Annotated in this window: 17 protein-coding genes and 1 pseudogene; 7 read left to right on the top strand and 11 right to left on the bottom strand. The window is 73.3% G+C overall.

What is annotated here, in order from left to right; genetic code table 11:
- Positions 1 to 84: 84 nt before the first annotated feature.
- Both ACWDAG_RS05245 and ACWDAG_RS05240 read right to left on the bottom strand, forming a co-directional pair.
- The gene (locus ACWDAG_RS05245; protein WP_450694232.1) at positions 85 to 2739 is read right to left on the bottom strand and encodes a LuxR C-terminal-related transcriptional regulator; all 2655 of its coding nucleotides are present in this window, start codon (positions 2737 to 2739) and stop codon (positions 85 to 87) included.
- Positions 2740 to 2890: 151 nt separating this feature from the next.
- Positions 2891 to 3283, bottom strand: a complete 393-nt coding sequence (locus ACWDAG_RS05240; protein WP_450694231.1) for an STAS domain-containing protein — start codon at positions 3281 to 3283, stop codon at positions 2891 to 2893.
- Between the two features lie 252 nt (positions 3284 to 3535).
- Between ACWDAG_RS05240 and ACWDAG_RS05235 the strand changes: the two genes are divergently transcribed.
- The 6 genes and pseudogenes from ACWDAG_RS05235 to ACWDAG_RS05210 form a co-directional block, all read left to right on the top strand.
- Complete coding sequence (locus ACWDAG_RS05235; protein ID WP_450694230.1) at positions 3536 to 4366, top strand: universal stress protein; 831 nt, start codon at positions 3536 to 3538, stop codon at positions 4364 to 4366.
- 161 nt (positions 4367 to 4527) lie between these two features.
- On the top strand, positions 4528 to 5154 hold the full coding sequence (locus ACWDAG_RS05230) for a hypothetical protein (protein WP_450694229.1): 627 nt from the start codon (positions 4528 to 4530) through the stop codon (positions 5152 to 5154).
- Between the two features lie 129 nt (positions 5155 to 5283).
- Entirely contained in the window at positions 5284 to 5496 is a 213-nt protein-coding gene (locus tag ACWDAG_RS05225; protein WP_450694228.1) for a hypothetical protein, read from the top strand.
- Positions 5497 to 5677: 181 nt separating this feature from the next.
- Complete coding sequence (locus ACWDAG_RS05220) at positions 5678 to 6352, top strand: pyridoxamine 5'-phosphate oxidase family protein (protein ID WP_450694227.1); 675 nt, start codon at positions 5678 to 5680, stop codon at positions 6350 to 6352.
- Positions 6353 to 6467: 115 nt separating this feature from the next.
- Positions 6468 to 6908 carry a pyridoxamine 5'-phosphate oxidase family protein gene (locus tag ACWDAG_RS05215; RefSeq protein ID WP_450694226.1) on the top strand — a complete coding sequence of 147 codons (441 nt, stop codon included), beginning with the start codon at positions 6468 to 6470 and terminating at the stop codon, positions 6906 to 6908.
- 111 nt (positions 6909 to 7019) lie between these two features.
- Positions 7020 to 7223: pseudogene (locus tag ACWDAG_RS05210) on the top strand (MFS transporter); the annotation flags it as partial.
- Between the two features lie 14 nt (positions 7224 to 7237).
- Here the strand turns inward: ACWDAG_RS05210 and ACWDAG_RS05205 are convergent.
- The 7 genes from ACWDAG_RS05205 to ACWDAG_RS05175 all read right to left on the bottom strand — a co-directional run bounded on the left by ACWDAG_RS05205 (position 7238) and on the right by ACWDAG_RS05175 (position 13003).
- Positions 7238 to 7450 (bottom strand): ferredoxin, encoded by a 213-nt coding sequence (locus ACWDAG_RS05205; RefSeq protein WP_450694225.1) that lies wholly within the window; start codon positions 7448 to 7450, stop codon positions 7238 to 7240.
- On the bottom strand, positions 7447 to 8772 hold the full coding sequence (locus tag ACWDAG_RS05200; RefSeq protein WP_450694224.1) for an NADH-ubiquinone oxidoreductase-F iron-sulfur binding region domain-containing protein: 1326 nt from the start codon (positions 8770 to 8772) through the stop codon (positions 7447 to 7449). The genes ACWDAG_RS05205 and ACWDAG_RS05200 overlap by 4 nt, the downstream gene beginning before the upstream one ends.
- Entirely contained in the window at positions 8769 to 9455 is a 687-nt protein-coding gene (locus ACWDAG_RS05195) for a ferric reductase-like transmembrane domain-containing protein (protein ID WP_450694223.1), read from the bottom strand. The genes ACWDAG_RS05200 and ACWDAG_RS05195 overlap by 4 nt, the downstream gene beginning before the upstream one ends.
- On the bottom strand, positions 9452 to 10411 hold the full coding sequence (locus ACWDAG_RS05190; RefSeq protein ID WP_450694222.1) for an FAD:protein FMN transferase: 960 nt from the start codon (positions 10409 to 10411) through the stop codon (positions 9452 to 9454). Before ACWDAG_RS05190 ends, ACWDAG_RS05195 begins: the two co-directional genes overlap by 4 nt.
- Positions 10408 to 10782: a hypothetical protein gene (locus ACWDAG_RS05185; protein ID WP_450694221.1), complete on the bottom strand. Its 375-nt coding sequence runs from the start codon at positions 10780 to 10782 to the stop codon at positions 10408 to 10410. The genes ACWDAG_RS05190 and ACWDAG_RS05185 overlap by 4 nt, the downstream gene beginning before the upstream one ends.
- A 107-nt stretch (positions 10783 to 10889) precedes the next feature.
- Entirely contained in the window at positions 10890 to 12302 is a 1413-nt protein-coding gene (locus tag ACWDAG_RS05180) for a sensor histidine kinase (protein WP_450694220.1), read from the bottom strand.
- Entirely contained in the window at positions 12299 to 13003 is a 705-nt protein-coding gene (locus ACWDAG_RS05175) for a response regulator transcription factor (protein WP_450694219.1), read from the bottom strand. Before ACWDAG_RS05175 ends, ACWDAG_RS05180 begins: the two co-directional genes overlap by 4 nt.
- 262 nt (positions 13004 to 13265) lie before the next feature.
- On the opposite strand from ACWDAG_RS05175, the gene ACWDAG_RS05170 reads away from it, so the two are divergent.
- Positions 13266 to 13958, top strand: coding sequence for an OsmC family protein (locus ACWDAG_RS05170; RefSeq protein WP_450694218.1), 693 nt, complete (start codon positions 13266 to 13268; stop codon positions 13956 to 13958).
- Here the strand turns inward: ACWDAG_RS05170 and ACWDAG_RS05165 are convergent.
- Both ACWDAG_RS05165 and ACWDAG_RS05160 read right to left on the bottom strand, forming a co-directional pair.
- Positions 13846 to 14355 (bottom strand): flavodoxin domain-containing protein, encoded by a 510-nt coding sequence (locus ACWDAG_RS05165; protein ID WP_450694217.1) that lies wholly within the window; start codon positions 14353 to 14355, stop codon positions 13846 to 13848. The two genes, ACWDAG_RS05170 and ACWDAG_RS05165, sit on opposite strands and share 113 nt — an antisense overlap.
- Positions 14356 to 14569: 214 nt before the next feature.
- The gene (locus ACWDAG_RS05160) at positions 14570 to 14860 is read right to left on the bottom strand and encodes a DUF1876 domain-containing protein (RefSeq protein WP_450694216.1); all 291 of its coding nucleotides are present in this window, start codon (positions 14858 to 14860) and stop codon (positions 14570 to 14572) included.
- Positions 14861 to 14866: the final 6 nt, after the last annotated feature.

Raw genomic sequence — 14866 nt, 5'->3', positions numbered from 1 at the left:
CTCCCATGCTGCGGCGGCGGGGGACCGGGTACATCACCCCGGGCAGGTGAACGGGCCGTATCCGTCCGTCCGTGCGGCTCAGGGTCACAGCAGACCCAGTTCCCGGGCCCGGCGGACGGCCTCGCCGCGCCGGCTCACGGCCAGTTTGCGGTAGATGCTCTTCAGATGCGTCTTGACGGTGTTGACCGACAGATGAAGATCGTCAGCGATCTCGTCGGTGGACATCAGCTGCGCCACCCGCCCCAGCACGTCCCGCTCCCGCTCGCTGAGGGCCTCACCGGAAGGGACCACGGACCCCTGCTTCGGGCGCGGGGCAGCAGAGCGCCCCTCCGGTGCGATGGCCAGCCAGTCATGTCCCTGTGTGAGCGCGGGCCGGCGGCTCAGCAGCGGCCCCAGCCACGGCCCGGCTTCGAGGAAGGGTCGCCGCAGCTGATGCGGCCGGGAGACCGCGAGGGCCCGTGCGACCAGGCTCTCCGCGGTGGCGGCATCGCCCAGTGCGTCGACGGCCTGGGCCCGGGCCAGCAGAGCCCACGCCGTGACGGCCGGTCCGCGGCGGGGGTCGTCGGAGAGTGCGTCGAGGATGTCCAGCGCCCGCTCGCCCGCACCGGCGGCCAGGTGCGCCCGGGCCTCGGCCACCAGGCCCTCCGGAGTGTGCGGCGGCTGGTCCTCGAAGACCTGCACCGCGGCCCGGGGGTCGTCCTCGGCCAGCTGAACGGCGGCCCGCGCCATCGCGATCCGGTCGTTCACCCACGGGGAAGGGTCCGCGGAAGCCAGCGGCTTCTTGGCCATGGCGTCGAGGTCTTGGAGCGCTCCCTGGGGGTCTCCCTTCGCAAGCCGCATCCGGGAGCGCAGCAGCGCCAGTTCGACGGCCACGATGGGATCGCGGGACGCGGCGGACGATGCGGCGGCCTGCTCGAGGTGGTCGCCCGCGGCCAAGAGGTCGCCCCGGTCGATGGCGACGGCGGCCAGGACGAGCTGGGCCACCCCCGTTCGCACGGAAACCGGCAGACCGGAGTGCTCGGCCTCGGAGATCGCCGCTCTGGCGTGCGACTCGGCCTGGCCGGGCCAGCCGTGCAGATAGTCGATCAGCGCCAGTCGGCCGAGGGCTTCATGCCGGGGGAAGGCCGTCGACGGCCCCTCGGCGGCCTGGACGGCGGCGGACAGCGTCGACCGAGCGGCATCGAAGCGGCCGGCCCACAGCTGGGCCGATCCGAGGTCGGTGAGCATGAGGGCCGTCAGCTCCGGGCGCTGCTCCAGTCGGTCGGCGGGCAGCGCACGCGCGGCCTCCGCCGCCGTCTCGGCCGCCGTCTCGGCCTCGTCCGCGGAGCCCGCCACCCGGGCGGCGAGCACCCGCAGCACGGCACAGCTGAATTGTGCGGCCGCGGCCTCGCGCGGGTCATCGGGCAGCTTCTTCTCCGCATCGTGCAGGTAGGCGACGCCCCGCTCCACGTCGTGACGGGTCAGTTCGCGCGCCGCCCTCACCAGATCGGTCGCGGGCCCGGATGCCTCCGTGGTCATCGGGGCGAAGAGACCGTCCAGGCGCTCGGCGTCAAGGCCGGTGAGCATCCGGCCGATCGCCAGATCGTCGATGAACTCGGCGGCGGCCAGATCCCAGTCGCCCGCGTCCGCCGCATGCGGCAGGGCCTCGCTGAGCAGGCCCGCCCCGCTCAGCCACTGGGCAGCCACCCGGTGCAACTCCGGCTCGAGGCCGGGGTGGCGGACGCGCAGATGGGCCCGCAGGATCTCGGCGAACAGCGGGTGCAGCCGGTACCAGGAATGCCCGATGGGCTCGACGAAGGCGTTCGCGCGTTGCAGCTCCGCCAGGATGGGCTCTGCGTCGTTCCGTCCGGTGAGGGCATTGGCCAGATCCGGATGGGTTTCCTCGACGATGCTGGTGCGCAGCAGCAGGTCCTGGGTCTCCTCCGGGTGGGTGCGGAGCACTTCGGCCAGCAGGAAGTCCGCGAGGGTGCTCTGACCGGCCTCGAAGTGCTTCAGGAAGCCCTCCGGGTCATCGGTGTGCTCGGCCGCCAGGGCGCACAGCCGCAGTCCGGCCGCCCAGCCACCCGTGCGCTCGGTCAGCGCATGGGCCGTCTCCGCCGACAGCGGCAGCCCGTGGCGATCGGCCAGGGCCGCCGTCTCCTCGGAACGGAACGCCAGGTCGGCGCTGCGGATGTCGACGAGTTCGTCGGCGGCCCGATAGCGGTGCAGGGGCAGCAGCGGCTCCGTACGGCAGATGATCACCAGGCGCAGGCCCTCGCCCGCGTGGCGGAGCACGAACTGCAGCTCATCGGCGACCTCTGCGGAATCGGGCGCCCCGTCGAAGTCGTCCAGGACGAGGATCACCGGCGTGTCACGGGCGTCCATCCAGGCCGCGAGACGGGTCAGCAGCGAGTGGTCCACCTTGCCGGACCGGGCCGGGCTGCCGATGCGGTCGGGCAGGGCGATCCCATGGTGCAGGAAGGCCTGCAGCACATACGTCCAGAAGACGCCGGGACCGCTGTCCTCGGGCTCCACCGTCAGCCAGGCCGCCGGCCCCGGCAGGCCCCCCGCCGTGACCCAGTCCGCGACCAGCAGGGTCTTGCCCGCGCCGGCAGGCCCGTCGACCAGGGTCAGGGGCCCCTGCACTCCTGCATCCAGCTGTTCTGTGAGCCGGGGCCTGCGCACGAACGTCTTCGGGACCACCGGCACGCTGAACCGTGCGGCAAGCACCGGGTCGCCGTCGGGGGTCAGCGCCCCCACGGTGGGATCCGGGCGACCGCCTTCACCAGAGTGTGATGCAGCACCCATCACATTCCTCAGTGGCAACGGAACGGCAAAACACCCGCTCTCCGATCGTCGTCCCGGGCGAGTGCCGCTGCAAGCGAGGACTCGGCCGCACAAGCCGATGACCTCAGCCCGCCACGGCGGAGACGGTGCCCTGTTCGGGAGCATCGAAGTGGTCCGTGTGCAGGTCGGGGAGGATGTCGAAGACGTCCCCCAGCAGGGCGATCCGCAGGATCCGCAGGAGGCGACCGCTGTCGGCCACCAGCCGTAGCCTGCCCTGCCGGGCCAGCACCCGGTTCCTTGCGCGGCACAGCAGGCGCAGGCCGCTGCCGTCGATGAAGGTCACGGGGCGCAGGTCGAGCACCAGGTCGGGGCACGGTCCGGCGGTCAGGCTGTCGAGGCGTGCCGACAGCGGCGTCGCCGTGAGTATGTCGACCTCGCCGTGCACCTCCACCACGGTCGTGCCGCCGACGACGCGTTCCGTGTGGCAGGGCGCGCGTCCGGCGTGGGTTTCGGCCATGGACAAAGCAAAGCCGGATGTCAGGTCCGGCGGTAGGGCCGAACGACCCTCGGGGAGGCACGGCGACGACCGGTCGGCCTCGTGCGACCACGGACAGCGGGTCAGGGGCCACTCTCCGGCACGGGCAGGACCGACGGCCCCACTTCCTGCCCGACCGACCGGCCGAGCATGAGAGGCGGGCTTCGCCATGCCCACCCGTATGGCGCCGGCCCCACGCAGGCTCAGAACGGGAGCACTGAAGGGAACAACGACATGACTGCCCTGTACGTCGTCGTCGGAGTCGACGGCACACTGACCGCCGTGCGGGCGCTGGACTGGGCGGCGCAGGAGGCCGTACGCCGCCGCGCCGCCCTGCGCATCGTCCATGCCGCCCGCGACCGGGACGAGGCCGGACCGGTCCTCGCGTCGGCGGCCGCACGCATCCGCGCACACCATCCCGGCCTGCAGGTCGAGACCGCGTCACCCGTGGGCGGCGCGGTGGAGGTCCTGATACGGGAGAGCGACGGCGCGGCCCTCACCGTCGTGGGCAACCGCGGGCTGGGTGGATTCACCGGACTGCTCTTCGGCTCGGTGAGCCTGCGCCTGGCCGCGCACATCAAGAGTCCGCTGCTGGTCGTACGTGGTGACCACCGGTGCGACGACGGCCGAGAGGTGCTGCTGGGCCTGGCGAGCGACGCCGACGCGGACGTGGCGGCCTACGCCTTCCAGGAGGCGGAGCGGCGAGGCACTCGGCTGCGCGTCCTGCACTCCTGGTCCCACCGGCACGTCACCCCCGAAATGCCGTCGCCGGTGCCCGCAACCAGCCCCGGACAGCGGGAACTTGGCCGGCGCGACGCCATCGAGGAGGCAGTGCCCCGCTTCACCCTCGCCGAACTGCGGGAGCAACACCCCGAGGTCGGCGTCCAGGCGCACACCGTCCCCACCGGGCCGGCGCACGCGCTGCTGGAAGCCACCCGCGAAGCAGGTGTCGTCGTCATCGGCGTCCACCACCACGCAGACCGGCCCGGGCCGCACCTCCGCCCCGTCGTACACACCCTGCTGCATCGTTCGCACTGCCCGGTGGCCCTCGTGCCCACCGGATGACCAGGGCTGCGGCGGGCAGCTGAACAGGCCCTCACAGCAAGGACGTTCGGCCCTGCAGCACGGGCCGCGCAGACCCTGCGGCGCCGGCTGCCGGAGCGGGACATTCAAAGCGCAACGAGAGTCGTCAACCCGCGCGTCACCCCCAGAGAGGGATGAGCACCATGGCAGTCCACGACCAACCGCACCGGCATGTGCGGTTCCACCTACCGTCCGTGCGCAGGCCGGCGACGGCTCAGCGGCCCGTCGACGAGACCGGCGCCGTCGCGCTCACGGCGACCAGCGCACACGTCCTCGCCGGGCTTCGCCTGCTGACCGGGTTCGTCTTCCTGTGGGCCTTCCTCGACAAGACGTTCGGCTTCGGCTACGCCACCCCGTCCGGCAAGGGCTGGATCGACGGCGGCTCGCCGACCAAGGGATTCCTCAGCTCCGTCGCCGCCGGCCCGATGAAATCCACCTTCCACGACTGGGCCGGCGCCGGCTGGGCGGACTGGCTGTTCATGCTCGGCCTCCTCGGTATCGGCCTCGCCCTGATCGCGGGCATCGGCCTGCGGCTCGCGGCGGTGGCCGGCACCGCGATGATGGCGCTGATGTGGATCGCGGAATGGCCGCCCGCCAAGCACCTGTCCGACGGGTCGCTGAGCATGTCGACCAACCCGTTCGCCGACTACCACGTGATCTACGCCGTCGTCATCATCGCCCTCGCGGCGGCCGGCGCCGGTGCCACCTGGGGCCTGGGCAGGGTCTGGGCACGACTGCCCTTCGTCAGCCGCAACCGCTGGCTGCTGTGACCCGCAGCATCCCCGAGGGGCACCGCCGCAACGATGCGGTGGTGCCCCTTCTCGCGTATACCCCTGTGGGTACCCGGGCGGGACCAACGACCCCTCACTGCGCCTCATCTCCCGTACGAGAGCGGGGGTATGGGCAAACACATCGTGATTCTCGGCAGCGGCACCGCCGGCACCCTGACGGCGAACCGGCGGCGCCGGACCTATGGCGAAGCCGAGTGCCGGATCACGGTCGTCGACCAGGACGACGACCACGTCTACCAGCCGGGGCTGCTGTTCGTCCCCTCCGGGCCGGCTCAGCCGCACGCACGCGTGCGGTCCCGGCCTTGCCGGCTGCACGACTGAGCACGCGGTCGGCGGCCGGATCATCCACACCTGACCGGCGCCGGCTCGCAAGCGGTCCCGTCCGGCCTGGCAGTGAGGGCCAACCGGCCCAAGTCCGCCCCACCGGATCCGGACATGCTGGATCTACAGGTCAATCCGGGCGCCGGGTGCGGCCCGGCCGGGCGAGAGGGAGTGAGAGGCCATGGCGGACAAGGCACCGTCTCGGGCGGCCGAGGAACACGCTCCGGGCGATCTCGGCCGTCGTCTCACCGCACGGCGCGTGGAACTCGGACTGAGCCGGACGGAGGTGGCCATCCGTGCCGGCATGGCGCCGGGCTACCTCCAATACCTCGAGGAGCACCCCGGCGCCGCACCGGGCCCCGGCGTCCTGCTCCGGCTGTCCCAGGTCGTCGAGACCACCGTGCGGGACCTCACCGGCGGCGACACAGAACTGCCGAGAGGCCGGGGGCACGCCTCCCGCAGTCCCGACTTCACGAAGCTGAGCGTCCCGGAGTGCCGGGCTCTCCTCTCCACGCACGGGGTGGGGCGGATCGCGGTGCCCACGGTCTCCGGGCCCGTCGTCGTGCCCGTGAACTACAGCGTCGTCGAGGGCGCGATCGTCTTCCGCACCGAACCCGGCAGCACACCGTCGCAGGCGTCCGGCTGCCAGGTCGCCTTCGAGGTCGACCGCATCGACGACGCGTTCAGCAGCGGCTGGAGCGTGCTGGCGCGGGGCCACGCCCGGACCGTGACGGACCCCGACGAGGTGCGCCGGATCGCCGAGGGCGCCCGCAGCGAGCCCTGGGCCGGCGGCCACCGCGACCAGTGGGTGCGGATCGATCCCCTCGCCATCACCGGGCGACGCATCACGGTGTGACGCGGGACGTTCTGCGGCCGGGCCGGGACCGATGGACCCTCACCCGCCGCCCCGACCCGACGGACGATGGACCGGACGCTCCAGCGTCGCATCCAGGTGAGAGACGGGCTGGCTCATGTATCCGAACGACGGTTTCCGCGAACTCGAACGGCAGGAGTGCCTGCGTCTCCTGGCGAAGGTGCCCGTCGGCCGCATCGTCCACACCCGGCAGGCGCTGCCCGCGGTGCTGCCCGTCAACTTCTCCCTCGACGGTGACGGCGCGGTGCTGCTGTGCACCTCGGCAGCCTCCGAACTGGCCCGCGCCGTCGACGGCACGGTGGTGGCCTTCGAGGTCGACGAGGTCGATGCGGTGACACACTCCGGCTGGAGCGTCGTCGTCACCGGGGCGGCCACGGTGGTGCGCGACCCCGACGAGCACGAGCGCCTGACCCGGACCGGCCCCCGCTCCTGGGCGCCCTCGCCCGAGGAGGTCTTCGTCCGCATCGAGCCCGAACTGGTCACCGGCCGCGAACTCGTGGGCGGACGCAGCCTGTACGGGTTCCATCTGTCGCCCTGAACGGCGCCGCGCATGACAGCGGGCCACCGGCACACCTCGTGCGGTCAGAGGGCCTGCGGCCCCGAGATGATCATCGGGGCCGCACCACCGCGAACGGAAGGAAAGGGCGGCCTGCTGCAGCCGTCGAGGAAGCACAACGACGCACCGCCGAAGGACGCGGCCGTCACCTGCCGGGCGTGGTTGGTGCCGGCGCTCGCCACCACGGGCTTCGCCGTCAACTTCTGGGCATGGGCGCTGCTCAGCCCGCTCGGCCCCCGGCTCAAGGACAGCCTGGCCCTGACCTCCTTCCAGCAGTCTCTGCTGGTGGCGGTGCCGTCGTCGCGGGCTCGTCACGGCTCGGCGTCCACGACGCGGAGGGCCAGGCGGGGGCAGGCGCCGACGGCACGGCGGGCGTGCGCGTGCAGCCGTTCGGGGACAGCCCGGTCCCTGACCACGGGGTAGCCCCACTCGTCGAGATCGATCAGTTCGGGCAGCAGTTCCGCGCACAGGCCCTGGCCCGTACACGAGATGCGGTCGATACGCAGGCTCCGGGTGCGGGTCATCGCCATCCCTCCGGGGCGGTGGCAGGCGGTACGGGTATCCGGGGCGGTCGACGGGCTGCATCGCAGGCGCCGTGGGTGAGGTGCCGCTCGACGTCCTCGGTGAAGGTGCGCAGCGCGGAGGCCGCGAGGCGGGCGGCGCCGTCCGGGTGTCGGCAGGCGCCCCGGTCCGGCAGCAGAGCGGTCCGGCGGTGCAGGCGGGCCAGCAGTTCCGCGTCGGCCCGTCCGGCGGCCAGGGCGGTGAAGTCCTCGGCCACGGCGGGCAGGCCGAAATGGCAGGGACCGCACTGTCGGGCGCCGTGGGCGGCCAGATAGGCGAGCATCCCTGCCGTTTCGCTCAGCCCGCAGGCCGAGTGCGCCAGCGCCACGAGCACGCCCGCACCGGGCGCGGCACCCAGCGGGGCCAGATCGCGGCGGGTGAGGGGCGTGTGCAGATGCTCCGCCGGGACCCAAGTGCCGGCGAAGCCCCCCAGCAGGACCGCCCGCACAGGTTCCGTCGGCCCTCCGGCACGGTCCAGGAGCACAGCGAGGGGCGTGCCGAGCGGGACTTCAAGGACGGCGGGGGCGGCGACGGCGCCGGAGACGGTGACGAGCGTGGTGCCGGGCTCGTCCGGGGCGCCGGTCTGCCGGAACCAGTGGGGCCCGCGGCGGGCGATGAGGGCGAGATGGGCGAGGGTCTCGGCGTTGTGCACGAGCGTGGGGCGACGGGCGACGCCCCGTTCGTGGGTGCGCGGGCCGCCCCGAGGACGGGCCGGCCCCCCGTTCAGCCAGCTGACCAGCGAGGTCGACTCGCTGGAGACGTAGGTGTGCGGAAGGGCGTGCAGGCGCAGCCGCACCCGGTCGAGGCGGGCGTGCCTGCGCTCGGCAAGCGCCGCCGCGAGCTGCCCGTACTGGGCCGTGCGGTCGCGGGGCAGGCACAGGTGGACGGTGTCGGCGTCGACCGCGGCGGCGGCCAGGACGGCACCGTCCAGGACAAGATGGGGTGCGACGGCGAGCAGGAACTGGTCCTTGCGGCTGGCCGGTTCGCTCTCCATGGCGTTGACGACGACCACCGAGCGGCCACGGTGCTCCGCGACGGCACGCAGTTTCCGGGCGGCGGGAAACCCGGCGCCACCGCGTCCGGTGAGTCCCGCCGCCTCGACGGCCTCCACCAGGGGCATCGACCTGCGGATCCCGGGAGGCGGGCCGTAGCGCCCCAGATGATCGGTGAGGGTGGCCGGTCGCCCGGTGGAGTACCACCCCGCGAGCAGACGGGCCCCGGCGGGATCGGCGGGCCCGGCCCAGGAGTGGTGCGGCGCGCAGGACGTCGCGGCTGTGGAGTTCATCGTCCACCTCCGAGCAGGACCGTCGCCGTGGCGGCACGCTGGGCCCAGCCGGCCTGCAGCGGCCCTGCGGCGAGGAACGCCGCCAGCACCACCGGTACGGCGGTCGCGGCCAGAGCGGCCACCAGACGCCCGGCGACCCGTCCGGGCCCCGCCTTCGCCAGGCGCCACCACACGGCACCGACCACCGAGGCCAGACACCCGGCGTACAGCCACAGCTGGAGGGGAAGCCGGGTGTCGGTGCCGGTGCCCACCCCGTGGAAGAGAGCGAACGGCCACGCCGCGTACGCCAGCCAGTGCACCGCCTTCCAGCGCCGCACACCCAGCCGCAGCCGCAGCGCGCTGGTCACCAGCACCGCCAGCAGCAGATCGAGTGCGGCCGTGCCCAGCCCGAGCCAGAGCGGACGGTAGGACGCCCCGAACGGCACCACGGCCACCGCCCACCCCAGGTGCACGAACGGATCGAGCACCGCGGTCACCACGTGCACGGCGAGGAACACCAGGGTGAGCAGGGACAGGTTGCGGTGCAGCAGCCCGATCTCGAACCGGCCGATCCGGCGCGGTGCGGAGCGTCCGCCGGAGGCGATCCCGAGCACCAGGGTGGCGGTGAGCAGGATCAGGGCGAGGGTGCCGCTCGCACGGCTGGCGTACCAGAGGGGGCTGCCGGTCAGAGCCAGGGTCGTCATCGCGAGCCTCCCTGAGCGGGAACGCGGGAGTCGGCCGGCCAGCCCCCGAGGCGTACGACATCGCCGTCGACGCCGACCAGCCGCACGGGCAGGGCGGTGCCGCGCAGCCAGTCCAGGGCCCGGTCGCCCAGCACGATCGCGGCGGTGCTGGCGGTGTTGGCGTCCACGCAGGTGGCGGCCGCGACGGTGACGGTCCGCCAGACGGGTGCGGCGGGCTCGCCGGTGGCCGGGTCGACGATGTGGTGCAGGGTGCGTCCGTCGCGCCGCCAGGTGCGCACCCGGATGCCGGAGGTCGCCAGCGCTCCCCCCGTCACGGCGACGGCGGGACCCGGCTCCGTGACGGGCCGTGCGTGGTCGTCGGCGAGCGCGATCCGCCAGCCGCCCTCCGGCGCGGGCCCGGCAGTGGCCAGATCGCCGCCGAGGCTGACGAGGACCCCGCTGCCGGTGACGGCAGCGGCTCTGCGGGCGGCGCGGTCCGCGGCGAGGGCCTTCGCGGTGGCGCCCAGGTCCAGGCGGGTGTGCGGAGGCAGCCGCAGCCGGCGGGTGCGCGGGTCGAAGACGATCCGCTGCCAACCCGCCGCGGGACGGGACACGGCCAGCGGACGGGCGTCGTCGGGCCGCAAGGAGGCGAAGGTGCGGTCGTAGCCGAGCGCGATCACCGCCCTGCCCACGGTCGGGTCCACGGCGCCGTCGGTGATCCGGGCGGCACGCAGCGCGACCCGGAGCGCATCGGCGAAGTATGCGCTGACCGTCATGGAGGTGCCCGCACCGAGGTTCACGCGGGTGAGTTCGGAGTCGGGCCGGAAGCGGCTGGACGTGAGGTCGACGGTGGCCAGCTCGGCGCGCAGGGCGGCTGTCGCGGCGGACAGGGCGCTCGGGTCGGTCACGAGCAGGGCGGCCGTGGTGCCCAGAGCAGGGAAGACGGTCTGGGCCGGTGCGGGGGCTCGCGTGGTCATGACGCCCCCGTCGTGGTGTGCGGCTGTGCCTGGGAGGCGGCCGGCGGCTGGGCGGGGGGCTGCGGTGTCGGCTGTGTGACCGGGCTCGCGCCCTCGTCGTCGTTCTCGCCCTGCTCGTGGTCGTCCCCTCTCGCCGTGGTGGTGACGGTGGAAGGGGCGGAGTGCTGCACGGGTGGGCCCGGCGGCGCGGGGGAGGACGAGGTGCCCGGCAGCAGATGGGTGTAGAGGCTGCCCAGGGCCGCGGCGCCGGCCACGGCGGTGACGGCGATCCAGCGGGTGATGCGGCGGCTGCGCCGTAGGCCGTGGTCGCGCGCGTGCGGGGAACCGGCCGGGGAGGGAGTCCGGTGGAAGTCGTCGGGTGAGGGTGCCATGGCAGCGCTCCTGGTGAATCGGCGGCCCGCGTCGGGTGCGTGCTTCTCCAGGCTGTGCCGACGGCACTCAGGAACTCGCTCACCTCTTCTTCAGAACCCGTAAAGATCTACCGGTTCCGATCCGCCGTCCGGCCCACCGGTGAGGATCTCGACGCGACCCCCCGCTCGTACCCACGCTCCGGCCACAGCGGCAGCTCCAGTACGACGGTCAGCCCGCCCCCCGGGGTGTCTTCGAGGTGTGCGGTACCGCCGTTGGCGGTTACCAGCCGGTGGACGATGGCCAGCCCCAGGCCGCTGCCCCTGGCCTCCGGGTTTCCGAACCGGCGGAATGCGACCGCCTTCGCCTCGTCCGTCATCCCCGGGCCGTCGTCCCGTACGAGCACCCGGGCCCGTTCGCCCGCCGCGCGGTGGTCGAGCGTGATGCTCCCGCCGGCGGGCACGGCCTCCACCGCGTTGGCGATCAGGTTGTCGAGGATCTGCTCCAGATGGCCCGCGCCCACCGCGACGGTCACCGCGGGTCCTGCGGACACTGCGCTGAGCCCCACCTCGCGCTCCTCCGCCACGGGAGACCAGGCGGCCACCCGCTCGGCCACCACCTCGTCGACGCGCACGGCGGTCGGGCGGGGTGTCGCCTGTTCGGCGCGTGCGACCGCCAGCAGCCCGTCGACCAGCCGGGACAGCCGGGCGATCTCCTCCTGGGCGGCGGCCAGTTCCGTCGCGGTGCCTTCTTCGGCGCCGGCGGCGAGAACATCGAGCCGCAGCCGCAGCGCGGTCAGCGGAGTGCGCAGTTGGTGGGACACATCGGCGAGCACGGCTCGGTGGCCGTGCACCAGGGCTTCCGTGCGGGCCGCCATGGTGTTGAAGGTGGCGGCCAGCCGGCGCACTTCCGGCGGTCCGCCGCCGAGGTCGGTCCGCTCGTCGAGGGCCCCCTCGCCCAGCCGCCGGGCGCTGGCGTCCAACGCCGAGAGGGGACGGCCGACCCAGCGGGCGAGGCGGACGGACAACAGCACGGAGGCGGCCAGTCCCGCGACGCCGATCGCGGCGGACCAGCCCCAGATCGTGGCGACACGGGCGTCGAGCGGGGCCGCGGAGCGGGCGAGCACTACGGCTCCGGCGGGCCGACGCACCTCACCGGCCGGTTCCGCCGTCAGCAGCCGGCCCTCGTTCTCCGGCGGCTCCGGCTCGTGCCCGGACAGTACCTTCCCCACCAGTTCCGCCGCCTCCTCGCCCTGCGCCGCCGTACAGGGCGTACTGGCCACCAGTTGCGCGGAGGCGTCGTACACCGCGGCGCAGTCCCCGGCCCGGGCCGCGTTGCCGAGTTCCTTGCGCATGGCGGTGGCCGGCTTGTGGTCCGAGAGATGTTCCTCGGCGGCCGCGGCGATCACGCGGGTGGCCGCCCGTTGGTTGTCGCGGTAGGAGACCCGCTCGCGCGCCGTCATCGACACCGCCAGCGGTACGACCGCCAGCACCAGCAGCACGGAGGTCAGAGCCAGCAACGTCCAGGCGATCCGGCGGGTCACGGCTGCTCCCGGGACTCCTGGACCACTCCGAGCCGGAAGCCGTGCCCGTACACCGTCTCGATCAGCCCCGGCACGCCGAGCTTGCGGCGCAGCGCCGCGACATGCACGTCGAGCACCTTGGTGGGCCCGTACCAATGCGCGTCCCACGCCCGTTCCAGGATCTGACGCCGGCTCACCACCCGGCCCGGGTCGGCGGCCAGGCACTCCAGTATGGAGAACTCCTTCGGCGTCAGGGCGACCGCACGGCCGTCGACAGAGACCTGCCGGGTGCGCAGGTCGAGCGCCAGCGGCCCGTGCCGCAGGATCTCCGGCTGCGCCGGGCGGCGACGGCGCAGCACCGCCCGTATCCGCGCGAGCAGTTCGGCCAGCCCGAACGGCTTGACCAGATAGTCGTCGGCTCCTTCGTCCAGGGCGACCACCCGGTCCGCCTCCTCACCCCGGGCGGTCACGGCGATGATCGCCGCGGTGGACCGGGCCCTCAGCCGCCGGCACACCTCGACCCCGTCGATGTCCGGCAGGCCCAGATCGAGCAGCACCACATCGGGGGAGGGCGCGGCCAGCGCGGCCCGCCCGGTCCGCACGTCCTCAACCGCATAACCGGCCTGCCGCAGACCACGCACCAGGGACTCCGCGATGCCACGGTCGTCTTCCACGACCAGGACCCGCGTCTCCTCGGTTGCGCCCGTGACCTGGGCGTTCATGCCGGCCGTCCGTCTCCCTGACGAGGGGATCGACTACGTCGTCTCGCCCACCAGCCTGCGTCCTTGCCCGGCCCCGGGGGCAGGGCCGTTCGTCCCGCATTTCGACACAATCGCCGGGACGGACCGGTCGTCAGGGCCCGCAACAAATACCCGGCAGGGTATATCGCTGCAACGGTCCGGACGAGGGCCGAACGGCCCCCGCCGCACCCCCTCGGCCCCTCGATCCACCGCGCCGTCCGAGGTCGACTGGAAGGTGGCAACCGTGTGGACCAGCGAGAAGGGCCAGGCCATGACCGGCAGCGCACCGCGGACCCTGAGCACGAACCAGCCGCACTGCGAGAACGCGGACGTGCACCGTGTCGAGGTCACCCACACCGACCACGACGTCTACAGCGTGGACGTCCGCGGGCACCGGCTTCAGGTCGACCAGCCCGTCGAGGCGGGCGGCACGGACACCGCACCCACCCCCACCGAACTCTTCGCGGCCTCCCTGGCCACCTGCGTCGCGTTCTACGCGGGCCGCTATCTCCACCGGCACGGCCTGCCCCGCACCGGACTGCGCGTCCGCACGGAGTTCACCATGGCCACCGACCGCCCGGCCCGGGTCGCGTCCCTGCACTTCGTGGTCGTGCCGCCGCCCGAGCTCTCCGATCACCGCAGGGCTGCTCTCCTGGCCGTGGCCTCGCACTGCACGGTGCACAACACCCTCCACGGGCCGCCCGAGATCGACATCGAGCCAGACATGACATCGGCCCCGAACGGGCCGACGGCCGACTTCGAGCGGATGTGCCTGTTCCCGCTGCCGTCCGTCTGCGTGGAACACGCCCGGCCCGTAAGCTCCCTCAACCACGAGTCAGCTCGTCGGCGATGCCGGACCCCCAGCCGTCGATGGCGTCCCAGTCGCGGTAGTCGCCGAACCGGCCGCCTACCAGGCGGAACCCGATGCGGCCGCTGAGCGGGAGCTGCTCTCGAGTGATGACGCCGGAGAAGAGCCGGTGATCCCGGTATGCCAGGTCGCGGGGCAGAGTCTCGAGGATCACCGGGATCTCCCTGGGCGCCAGGCGCCTCCAGGGCCCGCGCAGCGCGCCGGGCATCCCGACACTGAAGATCCACAGGGGGCGGGGCGCCAGCACGTCGAGGTTGTCCCGCACGAACTCCTTGGCCGCATCGAGCCAGGTCTGCCCGTGCACGGCGCTGCCCAGGACGAACGCCCGGTACGCGTCGGCGTCGTCCACCGTCTCCATCGCTCTGGCCTCGGCCTTCAGCCCCGCATCGGTCAATCGCGCGGCCAGCCGCTCGGCGATTCCTCGAGTCGAGCCGTGAGCGGTGGCGTAGCCCAGCAGAACGTCCATGACGTCACCTCGACGTTCCTCGGTCTCTTCGGCGGGCCTCGCGAGGCCATCGCCGCGGCGGTCCTCCCGGTCCCACGGTGCCCCGGACCTGGTGGACAAGGCGTGGGCCGAGTGGCTCCGAGCGGGTGCCGAACGGGCCCCTGTCGCGCTGAACGAGAGAGGCGTACGGCAATTGCTCGACGCTCACGCTGCGGCCGAGAGGGCCGCAGCCCGGTCACATCGTCCAGCCGGCCGCAGGACGCGTGCCGCGCCCGGCCGCGGAGGTGCCCATGCCCTCGATGTCGCGGCCGGCGGCATCCACCAACTGCCGGGCGAGGTCATGCAGGGCCCTGCCCGCAGCCAGTTCGTCGCCGATCTCCGGCACATCCATGTCCGCGGGGTTGCGATGCGCGACCCCGTGGCCGGTCAGGGACGCGGTCCCGGTGTCCAGCACCACGCGTGCCTTCGTCGTTCCTGCGTCCTCGAAGAGGTGGAGGGCGACCTTCCATTGCGCGGTGTGCGGCATCGCTTC

This window comes from Streptomyces sp. NPDC001157 (assembly GCF_053598255.1).
This window is presented reverse-complemented; position numbering and strand designations above follow the sequence as displayed.